Annotated in this window: 29 protein-coding genes and 1 pseudogene; 19 read left to right on the plus strand and 11 right to left on the minus strand. The window is 73.5% G+C overall.

Annotated elements, in window-relative coordinates; all coding sequences use genetic code 11:
• Nucleotides 1-147 precede the first annotated feature (147 nt).
• The 3 genes from ACFPL3_RS37000 (at nucleotide 148) to ACFPL3_RS37010 (ending at nucleotide 4,369) form a co-directional block, all read left to right on the plus strand.
• Nucleotides 148-1,524 (plus strand): hypothetical protein, encoded by a 1,377-nt coding sequence (locus tag ACFPL3_RS37000; protein WP_343946769.1) that lies wholly within the window; start codon nucleotides 148-150, stop codon nucleotides 1,522-1,524.
• A gap of 216 nt (nucleotides 1,525-1,740) precedes the next feature.
• Nucleotides 1,741-2,547: an SDR family NAD(P)-dependent oxidoreductase gene (locus ACFPL3_RS37005; protein ID WP_343946768.1), complete on the plus strand. Its 807-nt coding sequence runs from the start codon at nucleotides 1,741-1,743 to the stop codon at nucleotides 2,545-2,547.
• 589 nt (nucleotides 2,548-3,136) lie between these two features.
• Nucleotides 3,137-4,369, plus strand: a complete 1,233-nt coding sequence (locus tag ACFPL3_RS37010) for an MFS transporter (protein WP_343946767.1) — start codon at nucleotides 3,137-3,139, stop codon at nucleotides 4,367-4,369.
• 10 nt (nucleotides 4,370-4,379) lie between these two features.
• Here ACFPL3_RS37010 and ACFPL3_RS37015 read toward each other — a convergent pair whose 3' ends face one another.
• A complete protein-coding gene (locus tag ACFPL3_RS37015; protein WP_343946775.1) occupies nucleotides 4,380-4,508 on the minus strand; it encodes a hypothetical protein in 129 nt (42 codons plus the stop codon).
• Nucleotides 4,509-4,519: 11 nt separating this feature from the next.
• On the minus strand, nucleotides 4,520-5,821 hold the full coding sequence (locus ACFPL3_RS37020; RefSeq protein ID WP_379590529.1) for a CoA transferase: 1,302 nt from the start codon (nucleotides 5,819-5,821) through the stop codon (nucleotides 4,520-4,522).
• 28 nt (nucleotides 5,822-5,849) lie between these two features.
• Between ACFPL3_RS37020 and ACFPL3_RS37025 the strand changes: the two genes are divergently transcribed.
• Complete coding sequence (locus ACFPL3_RS37025) at nucleotides 5,850-6,044, plus strand: DUF3046 domain-containing protein (RefSeq protein ID WP_343941994.1); 195 nt, start codon at nucleotides 5,850-5,852, stop codon at nucleotides 6,042-6,044.
• A gap of 3 nt (nucleotides 6,045-6,047) precedes the next feature.
• Here the strand turns inward: ACFPL3_RS37025 and ACFPL3_RS37030 are convergent, their stop codons facing one another.
• Both ACFPL3_RS37030 and ACFPL3_RS37035 read right to left on the minus strand, forming a co-directional pair.
• Nucleotides 6,048-6,434 carry a VOC family protein gene (locus tag ACFPL3_RS37030; RefSeq protein WP_343941993.1) on the minus strand — a complete coding sequence of 129 codons (387 nt, stop codon included), beginning with the start codon at nucleotides 6,432-6,434 and terminating at the stop codon, nucleotides 6,048-6,050.
• Nucleotides 6,435-6,488: 54 nt separating this feature from the next.
• Nucleotides 6,489-7,196 (minus strand): helix-turn-helix transcriptional regulator, encoded by a 708-nt coding sequence (locus ACFPL3_RS37035; RefSeq protein WP_343941992.1) that lies wholly within the window; start codon nucleotides 7,194-7,196, stop codon nucleotides 6,489-6,491.
• Between the two features lie 545 nt (nucleotides 7,197-7,741).
• On the opposite strand from ACFPL3_RS37035, the gene recA reads away from it, so the two are divergent.
• A complete protein-coding gene (recA, locus tag ACFPL3_RS37040; RefSeq protein ID WP_343941991.1) occupies nucleotides 7,742-8,782 on the plus strand; it encodes a recombinase RecA in 1,041 nt (346 codons plus the stop codon).
• A 2-nt stretch (nucleotides 8,783-8,784) separates the two neighbouring features.
• Entirely contained in the window at nucleotides 8,785-10,017 is a 1,233-nt protein-coding gene (locus tag ACFPL3_RS37045) for a regulatory protein RecX (RefSeq protein WP_379590532.1), read from the plus strand.
• Between the two features lie 20 nt (nucleotides 10,018-10,037).
• On the opposite strand, the gene ACFPL3_RS37050 is transcribed toward ACFPL3_RS37045, so the two are convergent.
• Nucleotides 10,038-10,766, minus strand: coding sequence for a mycothiol-dependent nitroreductase Rv2466c family protein (locus tag ACFPL3_RS37050; protein ID WP_343941988.1), 729 nt, complete (start codon nucleotides 10,764-10,766; stop codon nucleotides 10,038-10,040).
• Between the two features lie 47 nt (nucleotides 10,767-10,813).
• Entirely contained in the window at nucleotides 10,814-11,758 is a 945-nt protein-coding gene (locus ACFPL3_RS37055; protein ID WP_343941987.1) for a LysR family transcriptional regulator, read from the minus strand.
• Between the two features lie 77 nt (nucleotides 11,759-11,835).
• Between ACFPL3_RS37055 and ACFPL3_RS37060 the strand changes: the two genes are divergently transcribed.
• The 3 genes from ACFPL3_RS37060 to ACFPL3_RS37070 are packed head-to-tail and all read left to right on the plus strand — an operon-like array spanning nucleotide 11,836 to nucleotide 15,234.
• Entirely contained in the window at nucleotides 11,836-12,546 is a 711-nt protein-coding gene (locus ACFPL3_RS37060) for a succinate dehydrogenase cytochrome b subunit (RefSeq protein ID WP_343941986.1), read from the plus strand.
• 1 nt (nucleotide 12,547) lies between these two features.
• On the plus strand, nucleotides 12,548-14,491 hold the full coding sequence (locus ACFPL3_RS37065; protein ID WP_343941985.1) for a fumarate reductase/succinate dehydrogenase flavoprotein subunit: 1,944 nt from the start codon (nucleotides 12,548-12,550) through the stop codon (nucleotides 14,489-14,491).
• On the plus strand, nucleotides 14,488-15,234 hold the full coding sequence (locus tag ACFPL3_RS37070) for a succinate dehydrogenase/fumarate reductase iron-sulfur subunit (RefSeq protein WP_343941984.1): 747 nt from the start codon (nucleotides 14,488-14,490) through the stop codon (nucleotides 15,232-15,234). The genes ACFPL3_RS37065 and ACFPL3_RS37070 overlap by 4 nt, the downstream gene beginning before the upstream one ends.
• A gap of 72 nt (nucleotides 15,235-15,306) precedes the next feature.
• Here ACFPL3_RS37070 and ACFPL3_RS37075 read toward each other — a convergent pair whose 3' ends face one another.
• From ACFPL3_RS37075 to ACFPL3_RS37090, 4 genes and pseudogenes are all read right to left on the minus strand, one after another.
• Nucleotides 15,307-15,621 (minus strand): winged helix-turn-helix domain-containing protein, encoded by a 315-nt coding sequence (locus ACFPL3_RS37075; protein ID WP_343941983.1) that lies wholly within the window; start codon nucleotides 15,619-15,621, stop codon nucleotides 15,307-15,309.
• Entirely contained in the window at nucleotides 15,618-16,085 is a 468-nt protein-coding gene (locus ACFPL3_RS37080) for a hypothetical protein (RefSeq protein ID WP_343941982.1), read from the minus strand. The genes ACFPL3_RS37075 and ACFPL3_RS37080 overlap by 4 nt, the downstream gene beginning before the upstream one ends.
• 28 nt (nucleotides 16,086-16,113) lie before the next feature.
• Nucleotides 16,114-16,845 (minus strand): FAD-dependent oxidoreductase, encoded by a 732-nt coding sequence (locus ACFPL3_RS37085; protein WP_343941981.1) that lies wholly within the window; start codon nucleotides 16,843-16,845, stop codon nucleotides 16,114-16,116.
• A 271-nt stretch (nucleotides 16,846-17,116) separates the two neighbouring features.
• Nucleotides 17,117-17,323 (minus strand): annotated as a pseudogene (locus ACFPL3_RS37090) (NAD(P)-binding protein); the annotation flags it as partial.
• Between ACFPL3_RS37090 and ACFPL3_RS37095 the strand changes: the two are divergent.
• On the plus strand, nucleotides 17,286-18,044 hold the full coding sequence (locus ACFPL3_RS37095; protein WP_343941980.1) for a TetR/AcrR family transcriptional regulator: 759 nt from the start codon (nucleotides 17,286-17,288) through the stop codon (nucleotides 18,042-18,044). The pseudogene ACFPL3_RS37090 and the gene ACFPL3_RS37095 overlap by 38 nt on opposite strands.
• Here ACFPL3_RS37095 and ACFPL3_RS37100 read toward each other — a convergent pair.
• A complete protein-coding gene (locus ACFPL3_RS37100; protein WP_343941979.1) occupies nucleotides 17,965-18,741 on the minus strand; it encodes a hypothetical protein in 777 nt (258 codons plus the stop codon). The genes ACFPL3_RS37095 and ACFPL3_RS37100 overlap by 80 nt on opposite strands.
• A 171-nt stretch (nucleotides 18,742-18,912) precedes the next feature.
• Here ACFPL3_RS37100 and ACFPL3_RS37105 point away from each other — a divergent pair, with 171 nt between their 5' ends.
• The 9 genes from ACFPL3_RS37105 to ACFPL3_RS37145 all read left to right on the plus strand — a co-directional run bounded on the left by ACFPL3_RS37105 (nucleotide 18,913) and on the right by ACFPL3_RS37145 (nucleotide 25,445).
• Entirely contained in the window at nucleotides 18,913-19,713 is an 801-nt protein-coding gene (locus tag ACFPL3_RS37105) for a hypothetical protein (protein ID WP_343941978.1), read from the plus strand.
• Nucleotides 19,714-19,725: 12 nt separating this feature from the next.
• On the plus strand, nucleotides 19,726-21,639 hold the full coding sequence (locus tag ACFPL3_RS37110) for a fumarate reductase/succinate dehydrogenase flavoprotein subunit (protein ID WP_343941977.1): 1,914 nt from the start codon (nucleotides 19,726-19,728) through the stop codon (nucleotides 21,637-21,639).
• Complete coding sequence (locus ACFPL3_RS37115) at nucleotides 21,636-22,391, plus strand: succinate dehydrogenase/fumarate reductase iron-sulfur subunit (protein WP_343941976.1); 756 nt, start codon at nucleotides 21,636-21,638, stop codon at nucleotides 22,389-22,391. The genes ACFPL3_RS37110 and ACFPL3_RS37115 overlap by 4 nt, the downstream gene beginning before the upstream one ends.
• 217 nt (nucleotides 22,392-22,608) lie before the next feature.
• On the plus strand, nucleotides 22,609-23,385 hold the full coding sequence (locus ACFPL3_RS37120) for a hypothetical protein (RefSeq protein ID WP_343941975.1): 777 nt from the start codon (nucleotides 22,609-22,611) through the stop codon (nucleotides 23,383-23,385).
• A 2-nt stretch (nucleotides 23,386-23,387) separates the two neighbouring features.
• Nucleotides 23,388-23,870, plus strand: a complete 483-nt coding sequence (locus ACFPL3_RS37125) for a hypothetical protein (protein ID WP_343941974.1) — start codon at nucleotides 23,388-23,390, stop codon at nucleotides 23,868-23,870.
• Entirely contained in the window at nucleotides 23,867-24,415 is a 549-nt protein-coding gene (locus ACFPL3_RS37130) for a hypothetical protein (RefSeq protein ID WP_343941973.1), read from the plus strand. The genes ACFPL3_RS37125 and ACFPL3_RS37130 overlap by 4 nt, the downstream gene beginning before the upstream one ends.
• On the plus strand, nucleotides 24,412-24,555 hold the full coding sequence (locus tag ACFPL3_RS37135) for a hypothetical protein (RefSeq protein ID WP_343941972.1): 144 nt from the start codon (nucleotides 24,412-24,414) through the stop codon (nucleotides 24,553-24,555). Before ACFPL3_RS37130 ends, ACFPL3_RS37135 begins: the two co-directional genes overlap by 4 nt.
• Before the next feature lie 51 nt (nucleotides 24,556-24,606).
• Nucleotides 24,607-25,122 (plus strand): hypothetical protein, encoded by a 516-nt coding sequence (locus tag ACFPL3_RS37140; RefSeq protein WP_343941971.1) that lies wholly within the window; start codon nucleotides 24,607-24,609, stop codon nucleotides 25,120-25,122.
• Nucleotides 25,119-25,445 carry a hypothetical protein gene (locus tag ACFPL3_RS37145; RefSeq protein WP_343941970.1) on the plus strand — a complete coding sequence of 109 codons (327 nt, stop codon included), beginning with the start codon at nucleotides 25,119-25,121 and terminating at the stop codon, nucleotides 25,443-25,445. The genes ACFPL3_RS37140 and ACFPL3_RS37145 overlap by 4 nt, the downstream gene beginning before the upstream one ends.
• The last annotated feature ends 27 nt before the right edge of the window (nucleotides 25,446-25,472 follow it).

A 25,472-nucleotide genomic window follows, 5' to 3' on the forward strand; every position in this document is an offset into this window, starting at 1 on the left:
CATTCCTGCAACGACATGTCGACGCCGTGTGCCAACCTCGCCGTGCTCTTTCGTCGCCACGCGCTCGAGACGAGGGGTCGGCTCATGATCTACCCGGAATCGCGGTTGGTCGGCCGGATTATGGTGATCTCGACCGTCCTGACTTTCGTGAGTTTCGCGGTCGCCGTCACCGATCCGGATCGCGACGCGCGCAACGAGCTCGCCCGCTGGCTCGACGTCCTGGGCGAGAACAGCCTGCCGACGTGGTGGAGCACCGCGTTGCTGCTCACGGCGGCGTTCGCGTGCGCGCTGGCCGGGGCCGCCGCGCGCGCCGGGAGGGTGGTCGGGGCGGGGGCCTGGTTCACGGCCGCGGGGCTGGTGGGGGCGTTCTCGCTGACCGAGCTCAGCGGGGTGCACCGCAGGCTCGGCGGGATCGGCAGGCTCGTGCTCGGGGAGGGCGTGCTCACCCGGAACTGGTTCGCGGTGGCCGCGGTGCTCGTGCCGGTGCTCGTCGCGGTGCTCGTCGTGCTCGGCGCGCGGGTGGGCACGCCGGCGCGCGGCCCGCTCGTTGCCGGCGGGGTGCTGATCATGGTGTCCGCGGTGGGCGGGGAGTTCGTCGCCGCGGTGCTCGGCGGGCGCACCGGGCCCGCAACCGCGCCCGTCCTCGCCGCCCACCTCGGCGAGCTGGGCGAGAACGCCGGAGCCGCGCTGGTGGTGGCGGCAGCCCTGCGCGTGCTGGTCCTGTCCGGAGCAGGCGACGTGCTGCGGGTGCGCCACCGCACGACGTTCGGGGACGACGGAGACGGCGTCCCGGTGCGCCTGACCGGCCTCTGGTTGGGGCTCGGCGGGGTGAGCGCGGCGCTCGCCCTGCTCAGCCTCGGGTTCGTGCTCGCCGACCCCGCGCAGCCCCTGCTGCGCGACCTGCGCCTGTTCGTCGACCTGCTCGTGGAGCACAACCTGCCCACCTGGTGGAGCGTGGCGCTGCTCGCCACTGCCGCGCTCGTCCACCTCGCCACGTTCCTCGTGGCGCGCGCCGCCGGGGCACCCGAAGCCCGGTTCTGGCTGGTCACCGCGGGTGTCCTGGCCTTGCTCTCGCTCGACGACCAGAGCCAGCTGCACGAGCGCTCCGAGCAGCTGGGTCGCCTGTTCGTGGAGGAGACCGGCAGCTTCCCCTTCTACTGGCTGATCCCGGGGGCGGTCGCGGGTGTCGCCGTGGCCGCCGCGGTGGTGGCGTTGGCCGTGCGGGTCCGCGCCCGCGCCCGCGCGCTGCTGGTGGGCGGCATCGCGCTGATGCTCGCCACCGGGCTGGGCCTCGAGGTGGTCCAGGGCCTGTTCATGGCCGCGGGCAACGAGGGCCTCGGCTTCGCCGTCGGCTACCACGTCGAGGAGCTCGGCGAGGACGTCGGCGTGATCCTGCTGATCGCGGCGGCGCTCGCCACCGCGCGGGTGACGGGCGGGCGCAGCCTCACGCTCTCCTACGCCGACCGGCGCGCGCCGCTCCCGGACCCGGTGCCCGCCCGTCAGGGCGCGTCTGGCGGATCATGATCGCGGTCTTCGTGCCCAGATCACCCCTGGCTGCGTTGTCGGCACGACCGGGTACGCCGGTACAACGGCTCGCGCCTCCGCCTTGCCAGGGGCGATCTGGATCCCGAAGCCCATCGACCCCGATCCACCGGACACGCCCTAGCGGAAATCGGACGGCGGCATGCGGTGTCCGATCACCGCCAGCCCGGGGCGCCCGCGGGGCCGCAGGCTCGACGTGTGGACCTCAACCTGAACAACAAGATCGCCGTCGTCACCGGCGGCAGCAAGGGCATCGGCCTCGCGACCGCGCGCACCTTGCGCGCCGAGGGCGCCCACGTGGTCGTGGCGTCCCGCAAGAGCAGCCCCGAGCTCGACGCGCTCGCCGGACCCGGCCTCGTGCACGTGCCCGCCGACCTCAGCGACCCGGACGCACCGGCCGCCGTCGTCGCGCACGCCGTCGAGGTCTTCGGCGGGCTGGACGTCCTCGTCAACAACGCCGGCGGGCCACCGCCCGGCACGTCCCTTCCCCGGTTCTCGTTCCTCCCGCTCACCGACGCCGACTGGCGGGAGATGTTCGAGTTCAACCTGTTCTCCGCGGTCCGCGCGACGCGGGCGGCCATTCCCGTGATGGTGGAACGCGGTGGCGGCGCGATCGTCAACGTGTCGTCGGCGAACGCCCGCCAGCCCGGAGCGATGAACGCCGACTACGCCGCGGCGAAGGCGGCGCTCAACAACCTCACGAAGGCGCTGTCCGAGGAGTTCGCGCCCCAGGGCGTGCGCGTGAACACGGTCTCCCCGGGCCCCGTCCGCACGCCGTGGTGGACCGACGAGGGCGGCGCGGCCGACATCCTCGCCGCCGCGTTCGGCGCCGACCGCGACGCGGTGCTGGAACAGGTCGCTCCGGAGGCCATGGCGCTGAAGACCGGGCGGTTGCTCGACCCCCAGGAGGTGGCCGACGTCATCGCCCTGCTCGCCTCCCCCCGCTCGGCGAGCACGACGGGCACGGACGTGATCGTGGACGGCGGCTTCCACAAGGCGGTCTAGGGAGGTCGCCGCTGCGTTTTCCGGTGGAGGCAGGTCTCGCGGGCCAATGGGGGTCGGGATTGCCCCCTTGATCGCCGCGAGAGTGGTCGTGTGGCCCTGATCGCTGCGCGGGCAGTCGTTCCAGGGGAGACAGCCTCCTGGTGGCGCCGCGCGCCAGGTCAGGCAGGCCCTGGCCTGCCCGCGAAGCCTGCCGTAGGGGCCGCAGAGGCAAGGAGGCCACCGCCAGAGGCATGATCGCCGCCTTGGCGCAGAACCCGACGCAAGGTGTCGCGAAACGCGCCCGACCGGCGATCACAACCGTGTCAGGGCCGCGGAGGCGGCGCTCCCGGGGAGGGGCGCACGGGCAGCCCGGCAGCGGGAGGCCTGTGGTGGGCGCGCAGTTCCCGACCGGCAGGCCGCGACCTCGTTCGCCGCGGTGTCGCGGGCGAGCCCCCGTTCCGGGCGTCGAGCATCAAGTCGTGTCTGTGGCGCCGTTGCGTGCCGCACGGGTGATCGGGGAACCGCCGGTTGGTCGTCTGCCCTCGGCCAGGAGCGGGCCCTCGGCCCAAACGTGGTGGCGTCACCCGTCCGTGCGCTCCAGGATCGGTGGGTGCCCGTCGACTCCGCCGTCCAGCGCCGGATCCTGCTCGTGCTCGCCGCCGCCCAGGTGCTGGGTGGGGTCGGGGTGGCCGGGGCGATCTCCGTCAGCTCGCTCGTGGCCGCCCGGATGTCCGGTTCGGAGGCCGTTGGTGGGCTGGCGCAGACCGGCACGGTGCTGGGGGCGGCCGCGGCGTCGTTCGTCGTGGCCCGGGTGGCGGCGCGGGCGGGGCGGCGTCCCGCGCTCAGCCTCGGCTACGCGGTGGCGGCGCTGGGTGGGGCGGGTGCGGTGGTGGCCGTGTCGCTGGGCAGCGCGCCCGCGCTGCTCGGCACGCTGGTGCTCATCGGCGCCGCCACCGCGGCCGGGCTCGCCGCCCGTTTCGCCGCCACCGACCTCGCACCGCCCGACGGCAGGGCTCGCGCGTTGTCGCTGGTGGTCTGGGCCACCACGGTGGGGGCGGTCGCGGGCCCCAACCTCGCCGCACCGGTCCAGACCGTGGCCGGGAACCTGGGCCTGGAGCCCGGTGCGGGCCCGTTCCTGCTGTGCACCGTGGCCTTCGCACTCGCTGCTGCAGGCACCTGGGCGGGTCTGCGGCCCGACCCCCTGATCGCCGCCCGCGCGGCGGCACCCGTCGACCCGGGTCGCCCGCCCGGCGCGGCAGAGGTGCGGGCCGCGCTGTTCTCCTCGCCCGCCGCGCTCCTCGGGCTCGGCGGGATCGTCGTCGGCCACCTGCTCATGGTCGGCCTGATGTCGATGACGCCCGTGCACATGGACCACGGCGGGGCCACGCTCGCGGTGGTCGGCCTCGTGATCAGCCTGCACGTCGTCGGGATGTACGCGTTCAGCCCGCTGCTCGGCTGGCTCGCCGACCGCGCCGGGCGCCCGCGCGTGCTCGCACTGGCTGCGGTGTTCCTGCTCGCGGCCGGGCTCCTGTGCGCCCTGGCCGGACCGGCCGACACGGCGATGCTCAGTGCCGGGCTCGTGCTGCTCGGCCTCGGGTGGTCCGGCGGACTCGTGGCCGGCTCGGCGCTGCTCACCGAGTCGGTGCCGGTGCGGGTGCGCACCGGCGTGCAGGGCCTCGCCGACGTCGCCATGAACGTGAGCGGCGCCGTCGGTGGCATCGCGGCCGGCCTCGTGTTCGCCGGGGCGTCGTACGCGGCGCTCGGCGTGGTGGCCGCCGTGCTCGCCGTGCCGTACCTGCTGGCCGCGGGCACCGCCGGGCTGCGGGCGCGGCCGGCGACCTGACGCGGGGACGTCAGCGGCGGCGGTTGTGCCACCACCAGCGCGCCAGCACGACCAGCGACGCCAGCAGGCCGAACAGGATCACCAGCCGGCCCAGCGGCGACGAGAGACCGGTGGGGTCCTGCGCGAGAACGGACATCACGGACGTCGACGCTACCGGCTCGGATCCCATCGCGGCCGGGCTGTCCCGTACGACGGGGCGGGGGGCGGCCAGGTCAGGGGCCTGCCGCCGACCGTGCCGGGTGGGCGGGCGAGGGTCAGGCGGCCGTCGGGTGCGTCGAGGTCGACCAGGTACGGCCGCGGGTCGACGTCGGGGACGTACCCCGGTGCCACGCGGGGGAGCGACTGCAACCACGCCGCCGTGCCGGCCAGCGCGAGCTGGACGTGGTGGCTCCCGCCGGAACGGCGCTGTTCGGCGAGCGCGAGGAGGGCGCCGGCCGCGGCGAGGTAGCCGGTGGCGTGGTCGAGCAGCTGGGCCGGGAGCGCACCGGGGGAGCCGTCCACGCTTTCGGTGTGGGCGATCCCGCAGGCGGCTTGCACGATGCTGTCGAAGCCGCGCCGGTGCGCCCACGGCCCCTCGTGGCCCCACGCCGACAGCGTGACGACCACCAGGCCGGGGTGTCGCCGCGCCAGCTCGGCGGGGGCGAGCCCGAAGCGGTCGAGCGCTCCGGGGCGGTAGCCGGTGACGACGACGTCGGCGCCGGCCAGCAGGTCCTCCAGCGCCGGCCGGTGCGCGGTGAGGTCGAGCAGCGCGCTGCGCTTGCCCGGCAGCGTGTCGTACGCCTGGAGCGCGATCTCCGGCCGGCCGGGAGGGTCGAGGCGCAGGACGTCGGCGCCGTGGACCGCGAGCGTGCGCGTCGCGACGGGGCCGGCGATCACCCGGGTCAGGTCCAGCACGCGGGGCCTCCCGGCCGGGCGCGGGGGCGCGGCGCCCAGCACCCGCCGCTCGACGAGCGGGGGCGGCGGTCCCGCTGCCGCGCGCCACGTCTCCTCGGTGCGCACCGCGGCCCCGACGCCGCCCGCCTCGTGCAGCGCGTCCTCCAACTCGAGCGCACCGCGCTCCGCGATCGCCGCGGGCGCGTCGGCCTCCGCGCAGCCCAGCACGCGCAGGGCCGCAGCCCGGTGCCACGCGTAATTGGCGTGCAGCCGCAGCCAGCCGTCCGCCGTGCGGTGGAAGGCCGACAGGGGGTCGAACGGGCTGCCGACCTCCCGGCCGTCGAGCCGGACGTGGCGCTCGCTGCGCAGGGCCACCGCGAGCGCGCCCGTGTCGACCGCGACTGGCACACCCGTGCCCGCGGTGGCGGCCAGCAGGCTCGCGCCCACCGCGGCGGCGCCCACGTCCGTGACCGGGAACGTGGAGCGCAGCACCGCGGGTGGGCCGCTGACGTCGATGCGGTCGAGCTCGTCGGGATCGCCACCGAGCGACGTCCACACGGCGGGCAGCAGGTCCGGCACACCTGGAGCGTGCCACTACCGTGGAAGCGTGCGACTGACCTACTTCCGCGAGCTGATGGAGACCGAGTTCGGCGTCGCCCGCGCCGGGTCGGTGTCCCGCGACCACGTGTTCGCCGAGCTGGGCGACCGCACGGTGGAGCAGGCCCTCGAGGCCGGGATCGAGCCGCGTGAGGTCTGGCTCGCCGTCTGCCGCGCCTACGACGTGCCCCCTGCACGCCGCTGACCGTCACGCCGACGGCGGGCGGAACACCCCGAAGCGGTTGCCGGACCGGTCGAGCAGGTGGGCGAAGGTCAGCCCGGCCGGCGTGGTGATCGGCGGGACGAGGACCTTGCCGCCGAGCTGCTCCGCCTGGGCGCATACGGCCGCGACGTCCTCGACGACCACCATGAACACGGCGTGGTTCTCCACGCCTCCTCCGGTGTGGGCGATACCGCCCGCGGCCCGGTCCTGGCCGGGGTAGCCGAGGAAGTCGTAGCCCGGCGCGGGGGAGCCGGGCACGACGCTCCAACCGAACAGGTCGCCGTAGAACTCCCGGGCGGCTGCCGGGTCGTCCGTGCCGATCTGGAACCACGCGATGGTGCCGGGTGCGGGAGCGCTGCTGTCGTTCGTCATGGCGGCAGCGTCGACCCGCCGCGCGACAACCCCCTGTCGGTGTTTTCGACGTTCTCATACGAGGTGCAACTCGCGGACCACGAGGTCGTCCGGGAGGTCGCACTCCAGCTCCTCGAAGCTGCGCCGCGGCGCCCGGTCGTCGAGCAGGACGGCGCTGCGGATCCGGTCGGTGCGGAACACCCGGCCCTCCCCGCGCAGGCGGCACCAGCCCAGGAAGTACCAGCACTGCGCGCCGGCGCTGAACCCCACGGGTTCCACGTCGCGCGCGGTGACCGCCCCGGAGCGGTCGACGTACCCGATCCGCACCACGCGGCACGTGGCCACGGCCTCCTCCAGCACCGCGGGCACCCGTGCGGGGGCGTCCGGCTCGGTGGGGAACAGGAACCGGATGCGGTCGGCCAGCTCGCGCGCGGCCGCGCCGTCGCCCGCCGACATCGCCGAGAGGATCTTGTGCAGCGCGGTGCGCGCCGCCCGGCCGTAGGGCGACCCCTCCTCCCGGCCGAGCGCGATGGCCACCGCGACCGCCTCCGCCGGCGTGAAGTTGAGCGGCGGCAGCGTGCGGGCCTTGTCGAGGGTGTAGCCGCCGCTGCGCCCGACGTCGGCGTAGATCGGCACCCCGGCCTGCTGCAGCGCCGAGACGTCCCGCTCGACGGTGCGCGCGCTCACCTCGAACCGGGCGGCCAGCTCGCGGGCGCTCACGCGGCGGGGAGCGCAGGCGCGCAGGTGCTCGACCAGGGCGTAGAGGCGGTCGGTGCGGTTCACGGGGCGAGGGTAGGGCGGCCCACCGACAGCGGCCGCCGCTGGTTCAGGAAAGCCACATTCAGGGCCGCAGCGGCCCTGAATGTGGCTTTCCTGCCCGCTCCCAGGGCGGCCGTCGGCGAGCACCCGCGCCCAGCAGCACGCCAGCGTGGTCGGGTCGACCCTCAGGTACTGCTCACCCGCGGTGATCGGCGTGAGCAGTACGTCAGGGCGTGCGTGACGACCACGACGTTCGGCTCGCACGCATCCGCCTGCCCGAAGCGGCCGGCCGAAGCCCCCCGAGGCCCTCCGAAGTTCAGGAAAGCCACGTTCCGGGCCTCTCCGGCCCTGAAAGTGGCTTTCCTGAACTTCCGGGACCGCCGCCGGGCGCGGCATCCTCGCCACCCGGCGTGTCATGTCGCCGCTCGAACAGGTGTTCGCTACGATTCCATCCACGTCGCGGTGCGACTGTCCACAGATCGCCACCGCCCCGCGCAGATCGTCGGTGGTGCCCCCTACCGTCGACGCCGACGACAGACCCGTCCGAGCACTGAGGTGGAGACCCGGCGATGACCGCACCCGACCGCGAGAAGGCGTTGCAGCTCGCCCTCGCACAGATCGAGAAGAACCACGGCAAGGGGTCGGTGATGCGCCTCGGCGACGACACCCGCCCGCCGATCGGGATCATCCCCACCGGGTCGATCGCGCTCGACGTCGCGCTCGGCGTGGGCGGCCTGCCCCGCGGGCGCGTGGTGGAGGTCTACGGCCCCGAGTCCAGCGGTAAGACCACGGTCGCGCTGCACGCGGTGGCCAGCGCGCAGGCGGCGGGTGGCGTCGCCGCGTTCATCGACGCGGAGCACGCGCTCGACCCCGAGTACGCCAAGGCGCTCGGCGTCGACACCGACGCCCTGCTCGTGTCCCAGCCCGACACCGGTGAGCAGGCCCTCGAGATCGCCGACATGCTCATCCGGTCCGGCGCCCTCGACATCATCGTCATCGACTCGGTCGCGGCGCTCGTCCCGCGCGCGGAGATCGAGGGCGAGATGGGCGACAGCCACGTGGGCCTGCAGGCCCGGCTCATGAGCCAGGCGCTGCGCAAGATCACGGGTGCGCTGAGCAGCTCGGGCACCACGGCGATCTTCATCAACCAGCTGCGCGAGAAGATCGGCGTGATGTTCGGGTCGCCGGAGACCACCACCGGTGGCCGCGCCCTCAAGTTCTACGCCTCGGTCCGCCTCGACATCCGCCGCATCGAGACGCTCAAGGACGGTTCCGACATGGTCGGCAACCGCACCCGCGTCAAGGTGGTCAAGAACAAGGTGGCGCCGCCGTTCAAGCAGGCCGAGTTCGACATCCTCTACGGCGTCGGCATCAGCCGTGAGGGCTCGCTGATCGACGTCGGCGTCGAGCAGGCGATCATCCGCAAGTCCGGTGCCTGGTACACCTACGAGGGCGACCAGCTCGGGCAGGGCAAGGAGAACGCCCGCAAGTTCCTGCGCGACAACCCCGACGTCGCCAACGAGATCGAGAAGCGGATCAAGGAGAAGCTCGGGATCGGCGCCCAGGTCGACGCCGAGGCCGAGCCGCTGCCCGCTCCCGTCGACTTCTGAGCATGGCTCGCGATCCGGAGCCGGAGCCCGGCCGGGTCGCGCGGCTCGACGGGCTCGACGCGCCGGCCGGTGAGGGAGCGCAGAGCGCACCGGTCGCGCGGTTCGGCGAACTGCTCGCGGCCGGCACCACCCCGGAACCGGTCGACGGCAGCCCGGTCCCGGTCGGGCCGGCCGACCTGGGGCGGATCGGACGCGTGGGGAGCGCGTCCGCCGCACCGGTCGCCGACCTCGACGAGGGCAACGCGGAGCCGGCGGCGCCCGGCGTTGTCGCGCTGTTCGACAGCCCCGCGATCGGCGCGGGCCGCGACGACGTCGAGGTCGCCGAACTCGGCCCCGGCGCACTGAACCGGGCCGCCCGCGCCGGCCGCCGCCGCGGCACCCGGCCGGCCGCCGACCGCGACCCGGGCCGCCGGGATCCGGGCCGCCGTGACCTGGACCGCGACTCCGGCCGGGACCAGGGCCGCGATCCGGGCCGTGACGCCGGCCGCCCTGACTCGAGTAAGGGCCCGGGCGACGACCAGGACACGGCCGAACGCCGAGGAGCACGCAGGCGGCGGGGCGCCCGGCTCGCCGATGCGTCGCAACCGGCGGAGCTGGTCGAGGTGGGGCATGCGCCGGAGACCACGGAGCCGGGCCACCCGGCGGCGGAGGACGGCCGGTCGCGCAAGCGCCCGCGTGGCCGGCGCGGGCGCGGGCCCGAGGAGCTCGACCCCGACGCCGACCCGGTGGCCGTCGCGCGCGAGGTCTGCCTGCGGCTGCTCACCGACCGCGCGCGCACCCGCAAGGAGCTTGCTCAGGCGCTGCGGCGCAAGGGCGTGCCCGACGACGCGGCCCACACGGTGCTGGAGCGGTTCGACGAGGTCGGGCTCATCGACGACGCCGCGTTCGCCGGACAGTGGGTGCGCTCGCGGCACAACCACCGCGGGCTCGCCCGCCGTGCCATCGCCATGGAGCTGCGGCGCAAGGGCGTGAGCGACGAGGACGCGGGGGAGGCGCTGGCCGAGGTCGACGCCGAGTCCGAGGAACGCCGGGCGCGGGAGCTGGTCGACCGCAAGCTGCGCACGCTCGCCGTCGGCACCGCCGAGCAGCGGGCGGCGGCCGGGCGGCGGCTGGTCGGCATGCTGGCCCGCAAGGGCTACGGGGCGGGCACCGCCTACCGCGTGGTGAAGGAGGCGCTCGCCGAGCGCGGGGCCGAGATCGACGAACTCGGCGAGGGCGAGGTCGTCGACGACTGAGCCGCTGGCTAGCGCTGCGGCTACTTCTTGAGCCGCCTGCTCCCGCCGTGCCAGTCCTCGAGCGCGCCGACTTCGCCGTCGCGCCAGCCGAGGGCGCGCAGCTGCACCCGCTCGCGCAAGCTGCGCTTCAGCTCCGCGAAGCCGGGGAAGCGGGTCAGGGCGATCACGTGGTCCCACAGCTGCGCGGCCTGCTCCTCGGTGGGCAGCCGGCTGATCACCGGCCCGAAGAACGCCACACCGTCCGGGGGCTCGAAGTGCAGGATCGGCGTGCCCACGTCCTTGCCGGTGAGTGAGAGCGCCTCGTCGGTCTCGGCCTGGATCTCGGCGTCCCACGACCCGTCGTCCAAGGCGGCGGCGAGCGTGACCGGCAGCCCCACCGAGTCCAGCACCGGCTCCACGAACTCGGCGGTGCCGCGCCGTTCGCGGGTTTCGGCGTCGTTTGCGGCGCCCTCCCGGTCGAAGATCATCTCCCCGAGCGCGGCGTAGAGCGCACCCACCGCCGCGGGGCCGTGCTCGGCGCGGGTGCGGGCGGCCACCCGCAGCAGCCGCAGGCCCGCCGTGTGGCCCGCCTCGTACCCCGGCGGGAACTGCTCGGCGTAGTCCACCTGGGCGTTCACCAGCCGCAGGGAGATGAACCGCCAGTCGACCTCGTAGTCGCGCTGCGCCTGCACCATCCGCACCCACTTGCTGGTCATCCAGGCGAACGGGCACACCGGGTCGAAGTAGAAGTGGATGTCGGCTTCGGCCATCCCGGGACCATAACGGCCGGACGGGCGATCCCGCCGGACGTGACGGCTCAGTCGGTGGCGGGGCGCAGCACCTGCACGTCGCCCGCGAAGCCGTCACCGGCCGACAGCACGGCGAGGAACGACAGCAGCGTGGCGCGGAACGCGCGCACGGCGTGGGTGGGGGTGAGGTCGGCCCGCCGCGCGAGGGCCACCGTGCGGAAGATCGGCGGGGTGAGCACCGTGCGGCGCAGCCGCGGGCGCCCGGCGAACACGAGGTCGGGCACCACCGCCACGCCGGTGCCCGCCTCCACCATCCGCAGCACGGCGTCCATCTCGCCGCCCTCCACCGCGAACCGCGGTTCCACGCCGGCGTCCGCGAAGGCCTGGAGCGTGGACTCGCGCACGTCGTAGCCGCGCCGGGGCACCACGAGCGACCGGCGGCCCAGCTCGCGCACGCTCATCGAGGCGCGCGCCGTGGGTGAGCGTTCCGAGGCGGGGGAGGCGACCGACAGGCGCTCGCGCAGCACGGGGGTGGTGTGCAGGGCGGGGTCGATCCCGGCCGGCGGCACGATCACCAGCGCCACGTCCAGCTCGCCGCGCACCAGCGACCGCACGAGCGGCTGCGAGCCGTCCTCGGACAGCTCGAGGTGGATGTCCGGGTGCTGCTCGTGGAACACGCGCAGCACGTCGGCGAGCACGCCGATGCACAGCGAGGGGGTGCCGCCCACGCGGATGCGCCCGCTGCGCAGCCCGACGATCTCGGCCACGGCGGTGCGGGCGCTGTCGGCGTCGGCGAGCATGCGGCGGGCGAGCGGCAGCAGCGCCTCGCCCGCGGGGGTGAGGACGGGGCCGTCGCGGGCGCCGCGGTCGACCAGCTCGGCGCCCAGCTCCGTCTCGAGCGCCTTGAGCTGGCGCGACAACGTGGGCTGCGCCACGCCCACGGATTCGGCCGCTCGCGTGAAGCTGCGCACGTCGGCCACGGCGAGGAAGTACGCGAGCTGCGTCAACGTCACGCCCATAGCGTACGTGCATGGCATCAGCGCATTCGATGCATTGGACCGCACCCCGTTGCGCTATCGACGCTGAGCGCATGGTGACCGTGGATCAGCGCCCCGCCCTGCGCGCGGGCCGCCCGCCGCGCCGCACGTCGATCCAGCTCAAGTACGTCATGGCTGCCTCGGGCGCGGTGATGCTGCTCTACCTGGTCGCGCACATGGTGGGCAACCTGAAGATCTTCCTCGGGGCGGAGGCGATCGACACGTACGCCGCCTGGCTGCGCGAGGTCGGGGAGCCCGCGCTGCCGGCCGAGACCGTGCTCTGGCTGGTGCGGGTGGTGCTCGCGGTCTCCCTGGTCGCGCACATCGTGTCGGCCACGATCCTCGCGCGCCGCGCCCGGCGGGCCCGTCCGGTGCGCTACGCCCACCGCACCCCGGTGCAGGGCAGCTACGCGGCCCGCACGATGCGCTGGGGCGGTGTGATCATCGCGCTGTTCGTCGTCTACCACCTGCTCGACCTCACGACCGGCACGCTCAACCCGAACGGCGTGCACAGCGAGGTCCACGCGAACCTCGTGGCCGACTTCGCGCCGGAGCGCTGGTACGTCACGCTCGCCTACACGCTCGCCGTGGTGGCCGTCGGCTTCCACGTCCGGCACGGCGTGTGGAGCGCCCTGCAGACGTTCGGCCGTTCCAGCTCCGCCACCCAGAAGACGCTGCAGGGCGTCGCGCTCGGCGTGGCGATCGTGCTGGTGGCCGGTTTCCTCTCCGTCCCGTTCGCCGTGCTGACCGGATTGGTGGCGTGACATGGCCTCGTACTCCGACTTCGTCGTCGGCTCGCCGCTAGTGGACACCGCGGCGCCCGACGGTCCGATCGAGACGCGCTGGGAGCGGCGCCGGTTCGGCGTCAAGCTGGTGAACCCGGCCAACAAGCGCAAGATGAAGGTCATCGTGGTCGGCACGGGCCTGGCCGGCGGGTCGGCCGCGGCCACGCTGGCCGAGCTCGGGTACCAGGTGAGTTCGTTCTGCTACCAGGACAGCCCGCGGCGCGCCCACTCCATCGCCGCCCAGGGCGGCATCAACGCCGCGAAGAACTACCGCGGCGACGGCGACAGCATCCACCGGTTGTTCTACGACACGGTCAAGGGCGGCGACTTCCGCTCCCGCGAGTCGAACGTGCACCGGCTCGCCGAGATCAGCGTGCAGATCATCGACCAGTGCGTGGCGCAGGGCGTGCCGTTCGCCCGCGAGTACGGCGGCCTGCTGGACACCCGCTCGTTCGGTGGGGCGCAGGTGTCGCGCACCTTCTACGCGCGCGGCCAGACCGGCCAGCAGCTGCTGCTGGGCGCCTACCAGGCCCTGGAGCGCCAGATCGACGCCGGCGGCGTCACGATGTACCCGCGGCACGAGATGCTCGAGCTGATCGTGGTCGACGGGCGCGCCCGCGGCATCGTGGCGCGCGACCTGGTGACGGGGGAGACCGAGAGCCACCTGGCCGACGCCGTCGTGTTGGCGTCGGGTGGCTACGGCAACGTCTTCTACCTCTCCACGAACGCCAAGGGCTGCAACGTCACCGCGAGCTGGCGGGCGCACCGCAAGGGCGCGCTGTTCGCCAACCCCTGCTACACGCAGATCCACCCGACGTGCATCCCGGTGAGCGGCGACCACCAGTCGAAGCTCACGCTGATGAGCGAGTCGCTGCGCAACGATGGCCGGGTCTGGGTGCCGGTGAAGGCCGGGGACACGCGGGCGCCGGGCGACATCCCGGACGCCGAGCGCGACTACTTCCTGGAGCGCCAGTACCCGGCGTTCGGCAACCTGGTGCCGCGCGACATCGCCAGCCGCGCCGCGAAGAACGTCTGCGATGCGGGCCGCGGTGTCGGGCCCACCGGCCTGGGCGTCTACCTCGACTTCGCCGACGCGATCGCGCGCCTGGGCCGCGCCGCGGTGGCCGCGAAGTACGGGAACCTGTTCCAGATGTACCAGCGCATCACCGGCGAGGACCCCTACGAGGTGCCGATGCGCATCTTCCCGGCGGTGCACTACACGATGGGCGGGCTGTGGGTCGACTACGACCTGCAGAGCAGCGTCCCGGGCCTGTTCGTGGTGGGGGAGGCCAACTTCTCCGACCACGGCGCCAACCGGCTCGGTGCGTCGGCGCTGATGCAGGGGCTCGCCGACGGCTACTTCGTGCTGCCCAACACGATCGGCGACTACCTCGCCCGGGGCGTCGAGCCGATCACGAAGGACGCGCCGGAGGTGCGGGAGGCCGAGCAGGCGGTGGCCGACCGGGTCACGAAGCTCCTCGCCATCGACGGCGACCGCACCGTGGACTCCTTCCACCGCGAGCTGGGCCACCTCATGTGGGACCACTGCGGGATGGAGCGCACCGAGGAGGGCCTGCGCAAGGCGCTCGAGCGGATCCCGGAGCTGCGCCGGGAGTTCTGGACCAGCGTGAAGGTGCCCGGCTCGGCCGCCACCTTGAACCAGTCGTTGGAGAAGGCGGGCCGCGTGGCCGACTTCCTCGAGCTCGCCGAGCTGATGTGCCTCGACGCGCTGCACCGCGAGGAGAGCTGCGGCGGGCACTTCCGCGCCGAGTCCCAGACCGAGGACGGCGAGGCCGCCCGCAAGGACGACGAGTTCTCCTACGTCGCGGCGTGGGAGTTCACCGGTGAGGGCAAGGCTCCGGTCCTGCACAAGGAAGACCTGCACTTCGAGTACGTCACCCCCAGCCAGAGGAGCTACAAGTGAGGCTCAACCTGCGCGTCTGGCGCCAGGACGGCCCCGATGACGAGGGGCGCATCGTCGCCTACCGCGTCGACGACGCCGACGAGGACATGTCGTTCCTCGAGCTCATGGACGTGCTCAACGAGAAGCTGATCCTCGACGGCGAGGAGCCGGTGGCGTTCGACCACGACTGCCGCGAGGGCATCTGCGGCGCGTGCAGCATGGTGATCAACGGTGAGCCGCACGGCCCGCAGAAGGCCACCACCACCTGCCAGCTGCACCTGCGGCACTTCCGCGACGGCGAGACGATCACCGTGGAGCCGTTCCGCGCCGCGGCCTTCCCCGTGGTGAAGGACCTGGTCGTGGACCGGGGGGCGTTCGACCGGATCGTCGCCTCCGGTGGCTACATCTCCGCGCCGACGGGCGCCGCGCCGGAGGCGCACGCCACGCCGGTGCCGAAGCCGAACGCCGACCGCGCGTTCACGGCGGCCGCGTGCATCGGCTGCGGTGCGTGCGTGGCCGCGTGCCCGAACGGGAGCGCGTCGCTCTTCGTCGGGGCGAAGATCACGCACCTCGGCGAGCTGCCCCAGGGGCAGCCGGAGCGTTCCGACCGCGTGATCCGCATGGTGCAGACGCACGACGCCGAGGGCTTCGGTGGCTGCACCAACACCGGCGAGTGCGCGGTGGCCTGCCCGAAGGAGATCCCGCTCGACGTGATCTCGCAGCTCAACCGCGACTACCTCGCCGCGACGACCCACCGCCGCTGATCCCCGCGGGCCCACGCCCCGCGGTTGCCGACCAGGTAGCCGATGCCGACGGTGCGCAGGCGCGGGGCCGACTCACAGGTTCGCCTCGTCCTTCTCCGCGGGCGCGCCGTGGGCGTTGCTCAGGGCGGTCAGCCAGGCGAGGTGGCCGGTGAGTGCCGCGCGTCCGGTGGGGGTGAGGCGGAACCAGGTGCGGGGTCGGCGCCCGACCGAGCCCTTGCGGACCTCGAGGTAGCCGGCCTCCTCGAGGGTGCGGCTGTGCTTGGAGATCGCCGAGTCGCTCACGGCGAGCATGTCGCGGGCGGTGGCGAAGTCGACCCACTCCGCACCCTGCAACAGCGCGCAGAGAGCCAGCCGTGGACCGGTCTCCAGCAGCGGGTCGCGGCTCACGGGGTGGCCAGACCGGCCTCGATGTCGGCGCGCATCGCCCGGCGGGTGGCCACCTGGACGGCGAACACGACGACGGCGACCGGGACGAGCAGGTACAGGGCGATGTCGCGGTGGGCGTGCTCGACGAGCTGGTGGATCCCGAGGAAGCCGCACGCGGTGATGACGATCCCGGCGATCCAGATCCTGCGGGCCTTCGGGTAGGAGCTGATCCGGCGCGGCAGGTACACCCCGGAGCGGCGGCGCCGGACCGCCGAGTAGACGGCCGAGGCCACCGCCAGCGCCGCGAGCGCCCAGGGCAGGTACGTCGTGTCCCCGGAGGGGAGGTACGACATCCAGATCGACAGCCCGGCGCAGAGCACCAGCGCGACCCCGTAGACCGCCCAGTAGGTGCGGGGGAACCCGGCGTGCGCGGCGATCTTGCGCCGCGCCTCGGCGACCTGGTCGAGCTCGGGTGTTCCGGACATCGTGCCCCCTCTGATCGGCATCTACTTTCTAGATGGAAAGCATAGGAAGGACGGCAAGTGCCGTCAACCGCCCACCCCGGCGAAGAACTCGACCATGCCCCGCGGTGAGTCGTCGGCGAAGCACAGCTCGAGCCCGTCGGCGGACTCCCGGGCCGCCACGGCGGAAGCGCGGGAACATCCGCGCCTCGTAGTGCGACAGCGCGGCCGCGGTGTCTGCGCCGTGCTCGACCAGGGCCAGCGCCAACTCGGCGGCGTCGAGCATCGCGGCGTTGGCGCCCTCGCCGGCGAACGGCGACATCAGGTGGGCGGCATCGCCGACCAGGGTCACGCCCGGGGTGCGCGGCCACGCGTGGCCGGTGGCGAGGGCGTGGATCCGCCGCGGGGTGATCTCGTCGTCGCAGTGGCGGATGAGGTCGGTCGGCTCCGGTGCCCAGTCGGCGAACTCGGCGAGCAGGGCGGCGCGGGTGGTGGCGGTGTCCGACCAGTCGACGCCACGGGTGTCGAGCCGGTCCTCGGGGACGCGCAGCATCGCTCCCAGGTGCAGGGCGCGGCCCCCGTGCCCGCCGATGGACTTGTTGTCCGAGAGGGCGAACAGGCTCCCGGTGCCGACCAGCGCGGCCGAGGCGGGCACCGTGGCCGGCGCATCGGTGACGTGGAGCTCGAAGTAGGTGATGCCGACGTACTCCGGGAAGGCGTCCGACAGCAGGGGGCGCACCCGGGACCACGCGCCGTCGGCCCCGATCAGCAGGTCGGCCGTCACGCGCTCGCCGCCCGCGAAGACGAGCTCGAACCGCCCGTCGTCCGTGCGGCGGGCCCGGCTGAGCTCGCGGTCCCAGACGACCCGTCCGGGGTGCAGCGAGTCCAGCAGCAGGTTCCGCAGGTCCGTCCGGTCGATCTCCGGCCGGCCCGAACGCTCGCCGGGCTGCTCGTCGATGAAGACCGTGCCCGCCTTGTCCCCGCATGGCCTCCGCCTGCGGGTGGACGAGCCGGCGGAACTCCTCGTGCAGCCCGGCTTCGCGCAGGGCCAGCTGGCCGGACTCGACGTGCAGGTCGAGCAGTCCGCCCTGCCGGCGCGCGTCGGGGGCGGCGTCGCGCTCGTAGACGGTGCAGCCGATGCCGTGGCGCTGCAGGATCCGGGCCAGCACCAGCCCGCTGTGCCCGCCGCCGACGACGGCGATGGAAGGGGAGGGGGAGAAGGACATGGCGACACCTCGGGCGAGATCGGCGAGTTCGGCCATCACCACGGCCGCGGTCGTGCTGGCCGACGAGGAGGGCGTCGACGCCGTCTCGATGCGCAAGGTCGCGGCGCGGATGGACCACAGCCCGATGGCGCTCTACCCGCACGTCGGCAACAAGGACGACCTGACCGAGCTCATGTACGACGTGGTGCTGGGCGAGCTGGACCTGACCGGGATCCCGTCCGGGAGCTGGCGCGACGACCTCGCCCGGCTGGCCCGCGAGATGCGCCGGATCCACCACGCGCACCCCTGGCTCGGCCGGTTCGGCCACCGGCCGAGCCTGGGACCCAACGCCCTGCGGTTCCTCGAGGCCGGCCTCGCGTGCGTGGACGGGCTCGGCCTCGACGTGGACGGGATGCTGGACCTGCTGTCCACGGCCCTGCAGTTCACCCGCGGCTTCGTCGGGCAGGAGCTGGGGGAGGCCGAGGCGCAGCGGCGCACCGGCATGGACTTACCAGCGCCACACCGGGCCGTACATCACGCGGCTGCTGGAGGAGGGTGGGCACCCCTACCTGCGCCGGCTGGTCGTGGAGGCCGAGGACCTCCCCGACCAGGACGTGGTGTTCGAACGCCGCCTGGCGATGGTGCTGGACGGGCTCGCGGCCGGGATCGGCCACCCGGGCTGATTCTCCCGGCCGGGGTCACCCCGCTGGATCGGACCAGTACCTGCGGAGCGCCTCCTGGTCGGCGCCGCTGCCGGCGTCCGGGCGGGTTGAGGTGATGTCGCCGATGCACGCCGTCGAGTCCTGGTCGAAGTACAGCCGGGCCGCGCCCTCGCGGTCGACGAAGCGCACCCGCACGCCCTCGCCGCGGGCGTTCTCCCGGGGTGGGATCCCGGCGCGGGTGGCCTGCCCCTGCCCGGCGTAGCGCCACCGCACCGACACGACGGTGCCCGCTCGGGCGTCGCGGCCGGCGAGCACGTCCTGGCGCCGCTCGCGCATCGCCTCGGGCGTGACCGTCCTGGTGAAGACGGCGGTGCGGCCGTCGCCGAGGTCGCAGGCCACGCTCTCGGCCACGTCGGGCTCCGGGGCGCGCCGCTCGCACGAGGCACCGGGCCCGGTGAGGAACGGTGCGGCGAGGGTGCGCAGCTCCGGGTCCTGGAACACGTCGGGCGGGGCGGGCCGCTCCCCGGTGGGGGCGGCGGTGGGCTCGGCGCGCGCGGGTTCGGTCGGCGGGGCGGGCGGGGGCGTGGCCAGCCCGGGAGGTGCCGCCACGGGATCGGGCGGGGAGCCGCCCGTGGCCGAGCCCGCCGTCAGCGAGAGCGTGCCGACGACCGAGGCGATGACCGTGACGCCGACGAGGGCCCCCGCCAGCAGCACGAGCAGCGTGGGCGGCCGGCCGTCGCCCGGCGTGAGCGCACGCCGTGTGGCGGCCAACGCCCCGCCACCCGCACCGCGCTCGTCCACCTCGCGGGTCACGCGGGGAGCCTACGCGTCGCGCGTGAAACGCGTCACGATGAGAACGCACAGTGACAGCCCGCGACACCACGCGCGGCCGGTCGTCGTAGGCTCCGGCGAGATCCAGACGTCCCGACGCCGCGAGGGCTGGAGCGGACGGCGTCGTACCGCACAGAACAAGGAACCCCTGACGTGTCATCCACCACAGACGCGTCCGCAGGCCGGGCGCAGATCTCGGCACGGACACTCCGCACGGACCGGTGGTGGTTGCCACCACTGGCCAACTTCGTCGGGCTCACGGCATGGGTCCTCTACGCCACCGTGCGCTCCTTCATGCAGGAGTGGTACTTCGTCGAGCCGTACAACTACCTCACGCCGTTCTACTCCCCGTGCGTGTCGGTCGGCTGCGTCGAGGAAGCCGCACACTTCGGCCGCTTCCTCCCCGACGTCTGGTGGCTGCCCTACGCCGCGGTCTCGCTGCCGTTCCTGCTGCTGTTCCGGCTCACCTGCTACTACTACCGGAAGGCGTACTACCGGTCGTTCTGGCTGTCGCCGCCCGCGTGCGCCGTGGCTGAGCCGCACCGCAAGTACACAGGTGAGACCCGCTTCCCGCTCATCGGGCAGAACCTGCACCGCTACTTCTTCTACATCGCCACGTTCGTCGCGCTGATCAACACCTACGACGCGTTCTACGCGTTCGTGCGCACCGACGGCGAGTTCGGGTTCGGCCTGGGCAACGTCATCCTGCTGGTGAACGTCTTCTTCCTCTGGTGCTACTCGCTGTCGTGCCACTCGTGCCGCAGCATCATCGGTGGGAGGCTCAACCACTTCTCGAAGCACCCGGTGCGCTACAAGTTCTGGCAGTTCGTGTCCAGGCTCAACACCAAGCACATGCAGTTCGCCTGGATCACGCTCGCGACCTTGGCGTTCACCGACTTCTACATCATGGCCGTGGCGGCGGGCTGGATCCCCGACCTGCGGATCATCAACTGAGGGTGATGGCAGATGACCGAAGAGATCGAGCGCTACGAATTCGACGTCGTCGTCATCGGCGCCGGGGGTGCCGGGCTGCGGGCCGCCATCGAGGCGAGGGCGCAGGGCAAGCGCACCGCCATCATCTCCAAGTCGCTGTTCGGCAAGGCGCACACGGTGATGGCCGAGGGCGGGTGCGCGGCCGCGATGGGGAACGTCAACCCCAACGACAGCTGGAAGGTGCACTTCCGCGACACGATGCGCGGCGGGAAGTTCCTCAACAACTGGCGGATGGCCGAGCTGCACGCCAAGGAGGCCCCGGACCGCGTCTGGGAGCTGGAGACCTACGGTGCGCTGTTCGACCGCACCAAGGACGGCAAGATCAGTCAGCGGAACTTCGGCGGGCACACCTACCCGCGGCTGGCGCACGTCGGTGACCGCACCGGCCTGGAGATGATCCGCACGCTGCAGCAGAAGGTGGTGTCGCTGCAGCAGGAGGACTACGCCGAGACCGGTGACTACGAGGCCAACATCCGGGTCTTCCACGAGACCACGATCACCGAGATCTTCAAGGACGACGGCAAGATCGCCGGGTGCTTCGGCTACTACCGCAACACCGGCAAGTTCGTCCGGTTCGACGCGCCGGCGATCGTGCTGGCCACCGGCGGGGTGGGCAAGAGCTACCAGGTGACGTCGAACTCCTGGGAGTACACCGGCGACGGCCACGCGCTCGCCCTCCGCGCGGGCGCCACGCTGATCAACATGGAGTTCCTGCAGTTCCACCCGACGGGCATGGTCTGGCCGCCGTCGGTGAAGGGGATCCTGGTCACGGAGTCGGTGCGCGGCGACGGCGGTGTGCTGCGCAACTCCGAGGGCGAACGGTTCATGTTCAACTACGTGCCGGACGTCTTCCGCGAGCAGTACGCCGAGACCGAGGAGGAGGGCGACCGCTGGTACACCGACGCCGACAACAACCGGCGCCCGCCCGAACTGCTGCCGCGTGACGAGGTCGCCCGCGCGATCAACGCCGAGGTCAAGGCGGGGCGGGGCAGCCCCCACGGCGGCGTGTTCCTCGACATCGCCTCCCGGCTCTCGCCGGAGGAGATCCAGAAGCGGCTCCCGTCGATGTACCACCAGTTCAAGGAGCTGGCCGACGTCGACATCACGAAGGAGCCGATGGAGGTCGGCCCCACCTGCCACTACGTGATGGGCGGCGTGGAGGTCGACCCGGACACCGCGATGTCCAAGGTGCCGGGCCTGTTCGCCGCGGGCGAGGTCGCGGGCGGCATGCACGGCTCCAACCGGCTCGGCGGCAACTCGCTGTCCGACCTCATCGTGTTCGGCCGCCGGGCCGGGCTCGGGGCGGCCGAGTACGTCGACACGCTCGGCGGGGTGCGCCCGGCCGTGCGGATCGACGACGTCACGACGGCGCAGGACCGCGCGCTGCTGCCGTTCTCCAGCGCCACCGAGGGCGGGGAGAACCCCTTCGTCGTGCAGCTGGAGCTGCAGAGGACGATGAACGAGCTCGTCGGCATCATCCGCAAGTCCGAGGAGATGGAGCAGGCGCTCAAGGCGCTGCAGGCCATCGCGGCGAAGGCGCGCACGGTCACCGTGGAGGGCGGCCGCGCGTTCAACCCGGGCTGGCACCTGGCGCTGGACCTGCGCAACATGCTGCTCGTGTCGCTGTGCGTGGCCAAGGCCGCGCTGGAGCGGCAGGAGAGCCGCGGCGGGCACACCCGCGACGACTACCCCGTCATGGACTCCGACTGGCGCCACCTGCTGCTCGTGCTGTCGGCGAACGGCGAGGACGACGTGCACCTGGTGCGCCAGGAACAGGTGCCGATGCGGCCCGACCTGCTCGACCTCTTCGAGCTGGACGAGCTCAAGAAGTACTACACCGGCGAGGAGCTCGGCGGGCATCGCGCCGGGGTGGGAGAGAAGGCATGAGCTACGACGCGCACTTCCGGGTGTGGCGGGGGGACGACGAGAAGGGCGAGCTCGTCGACTACCCGGTGGAGGTGAACGAGGGCGAGGTCGTCCTCGACATCATCCACCGGCTCCAGCAGACCCAGGCCCAGGACCTCGCCGTCCGCTGGAACTGCAAGGCCGGCAAGTGCGGCTCGTGCAGTGCCGAGATCAACGGCCGGCCGCGGCTGATGTGCATGACCCGGATGTCGACGTTCGCCGAGGACGAGGTCATCACGGTCACGCCGCTGCGCACGTTCCCGGTGGTCCGCGACCTCGTCACCGACGTGTCGTTCAACTACACGAAGGCCCGCGAGATCCCCAGCTTCGCGCCGCCGCCGGACGTCGAGCCCGGTGACTACCGGATGCAGCAGGTCGACGTGGAGCGGAGCCAGGAGTTCCGCAAGTGCATCGAGTGCTACCTGTGCCAGAACACCTGCCACGTGGTGCGTGATCACGAGGAGAACAAGGAGAACTTCGCCGGCCCGCGCTACCTGATGCGCGTGGCGGAGCTCGACATGCACCCCCTCGACGTCGCCGACCGCAAGGAGGCGGCCCAGGAGGAGCACGGCCTCGGCTACTGCAACATCACCAAGTGCTGCACCGAGGTCTGCCCGGAGCACATCAAGATCACCGACAACGCGCTCATCCCGCTCAAGGAGCGCGTGGTGGACCGCAAGTACGACCCGGTGGTCTGGCTGGGCAAGAAGATCTTCAAGCGCTCGGAGGCCTGACCACCCGGGCGGTGTGATCGGCGAGGAGGGGGCTGCGTTCCGCGGAACGCAGCCCCCTCCGCGTGTTCTCACCCGGATGCCGCGCGCCGGCCACGCTGCGCCGCCGAAGATCACCCGGATGGCAACGCTGCGTGTCGTCATGACCGCGTGACGTCACCGTTCCCGTGCTCGTTGTGCCGAACGGCGCCGTTGCGGCGCGCAGGACGGAGGGCGAGGGATGACGGCGGCGACGGCAGGCGGGGTGGAGACCCCGGCGGGGGCACCACCGGTGTGGACGACGCGGGTGGCGCCGTCGGGGGCCCGGGTCGCCCTGCTCGTCCCCGAGGTGCTCGGTTCGCTGCGCTGGTACGCCAGCACCCGGTTCACCGGCCCGCGCACCGCACGGCAGTTCTTCCTCGCCCCCCGCGGCGAGCACCGCGTGATCCCCACCCACGTGCTGCCCGGGGCGCGTGAGCGGCGGGTGCCGCTGCGCGGGGCGGACGCCGTGCTGTTCGAGGCCGCTGACCGGTCGGACTCCGCGCTGGTGCTCGTCGGGCCGCACCACGAGGCCACTACGTGGTTCGGGGGTCCGGCCCCGGCCGACGGCGGTCTGTCGATGCTGGAGGCGTTCCGCTTCGCCGACGACCCGGCGGGCGCCACCCTCGTGCCCGCGTCCGACCTGCTGCTGCGCCAGTCCGGGGTGTCCCTGATCGGCCGCGGCGACCGCGCGACGCTCGTGGTGCGGCGCGCCGTCGACGCCCTGCCGACGCTGCCCGAGTGGGCCGGCCTGCGGGTGCCGGCGGGCGAGCTGTGGCGCGCCGACCGGCTCCTTTCCGACACGGCGTCGGCGCTCGTCTCCGGCACCGTGCACCAGTGGCGGTACGTGCTCGCCGGGCAGAGCGCCGCACTCGACGTCGTGCTGCACGGCCCCGAGTCCGGGCGCGCGCCGATCGGGCTCACCGAGGACCAGGTGCTCGGTGCGCTCGGCGCGCTCGACGCGGCGTGGGTGGGGTGACGATGTCGCTCGAGTTGGCCGTGGCGCTGCTGGCGCTGCTCGTGGCGGCGTTCGCGCTCGTCGCGCTCGTCGCCGTGTACGCGCGGGTGCGCGCGCTGGAGGCCGCCCGCCGGATCGGGCTGTCCGGGTACGGCGCCGTCGTCGGCAGGCCCGCGCCGGCCTCGGTGCACCCGGGACCAGGGCGGCGCCGCGGGTACGTCGCCGTGCTGGACGCCGAGTGCGCACTCTGTCATGTGGTGTGGGAGGCCCTCGCCCCGCTCGCGGACGACGGCGTACGGGTGGTGGCGCTCGTCGACCGGCCCGAGGCGTTCGCCGCGCACCCCGGGTCGGAACTGCTCGCCGACCCGGCCGCGCGCGCCGAGCTGTTCGAGGGCTACGCGCCGACCGTGCTGCGGCTCGACGCCGCGGGGACGGTCGTGGACCGCACGTTCGTCGACGCCGACACCGACCTGGCCGGCCTGCTGCACGCCGGGAGCCCGGCATGACCCGCCTCGACGACATCCCGCGCACGTCCACGCCGCCGCCCGGCGCGGCCCCGAGCGTCGTCGTGGCGCAGCTGCGCGCTCTCCGGCCGTCGCGGCGCACGGTGCTGCGCGGGCTCGTGATCGGCGCCGCCGCGGCCGCGCTCGTGCCGCTCGACTGGTACCTCGACCGCCGCACGGCCGCGGCCCGACCCGGCGGCGCGAGCCGGGCCGAGCACACCGGCTGCGCCCCCTCCTCCTACGACGCCGAGGGCAGCAACTGGCCGTTCGACGGGCCCGCGGTCTGCTACGGCGGCTGGCGGCGCGGCAGCTACCCCTGCCGGGGCGGCTACCACCGCGAGGGCTACTACGAGATCGAGGGCGAGGAGATGGAGAGCACGCGCCTCAGCACCGAGTGCGAGGGGAAGAACGCGTGGCGGTGGAAGGGCTACCGCTGCTCCGACGCCATCTCCGACGTCGTGTTCGCCAGCGGCGACACCTACACCGGCATCACGATCGCCGCGTGCCGCCTGCCCGAGTCGTCGGGTTCGCTCCTGGGCGGGTCGTGACCGCCCGGCCGCTGCTGCACCCGCTCACCGCAGCCCTCGCGCTGCTGCTGGCAGGGCTCGTGGCCGGGTGGGCGGGCGGGCCCGCGCTGCTGCTCGTGGCCGGCGCGGCAGCCGGGTTCGCCAACTCCGGCAGCACTTGAAGCCACAACTCGGCGTTCCTGCTGAGCGCGTCGGTCTGGCGCGACGAGCCCGTGGCCCGGTTCTTCGGCACCGGCCTGCTGCTGGGTGCCGCCCTGGTGGCGTTCGTGGCGGGTACCCTCGGCGCGCTGCCGCAGGCGCTGCTGCCCGCCCCGGCGCGGTGGGCGGTGTTCGCCCTGGTGGCGGTGCCTGCGCTGCTGCGCGAGCTGGGGCTCGTGCGCTTCCCCGTGCCGCAGAACGCGCGCCTCGTGCCCGAGGACGTGCAGCACCTGCGGCGATGGGGCGCGCTGCAATTCGGGTTCGAGATGGGCACGGGCATGCGCACCTATTCGCCCTCCGCCCTGCCGCACGTCGTGCTCGCGGCGGTGCTGCTGGTCGTCCCGTTCCCCGCGGCGTTCGCGCTCGCCGCCGGCTTCGCGCTCGGACGGCTCGCCATGCCGCTGCTGTCCAACGCGTGGAGCGACGACGGCTCGTGGACGCAGGTGTGGGCGCGCGCGGAACGCGCCGTGCGCCCGCTGCTGGCCCTGACGTGCGTCGGCGCGCTCGCGGTTGCGATGCTCGTGCCGTGATCGCCCCCGTCGCCGTCGTGGTCGTCGCCGACGTGACCTGCCCCAGCTGCTCGCAGATCGCGCGGGAGCTGCCCGACCTGCTCCGCGTGCCCGTCACGGTGCATTCCTGCCGCGACCCCCGGCTGGCCACCCGCTACCCGACCCTGCCCGCCTCCGTGCGCGCCTGCCGCAAACCCGCCCTCGGCACCGTGCGCCGGGACGGGTCGGTGCGCTGGTGGCCCGGCTTGTCCGGAGCGGTCGGCGTTCTGCCGGTCGCGCGGCCGCGGGACCTGCGCGAGGCCATCGTCCTGCTGTGGACCGCGCTGCGGGTGCGCCGCGGCTGACGACACCGATTCGCCGCAACGGCCACG

Source organism: Pseudonocardia zijingensis (assembly GCF_042657305.1).
GTDB classification, from domain to species: Bacteria; Actinomycetota; Actinomycetes; order Mycobacteriales; family Pseudonocardiaceae; genus Pseudonocardia; species Pseudonocardia zijingensis.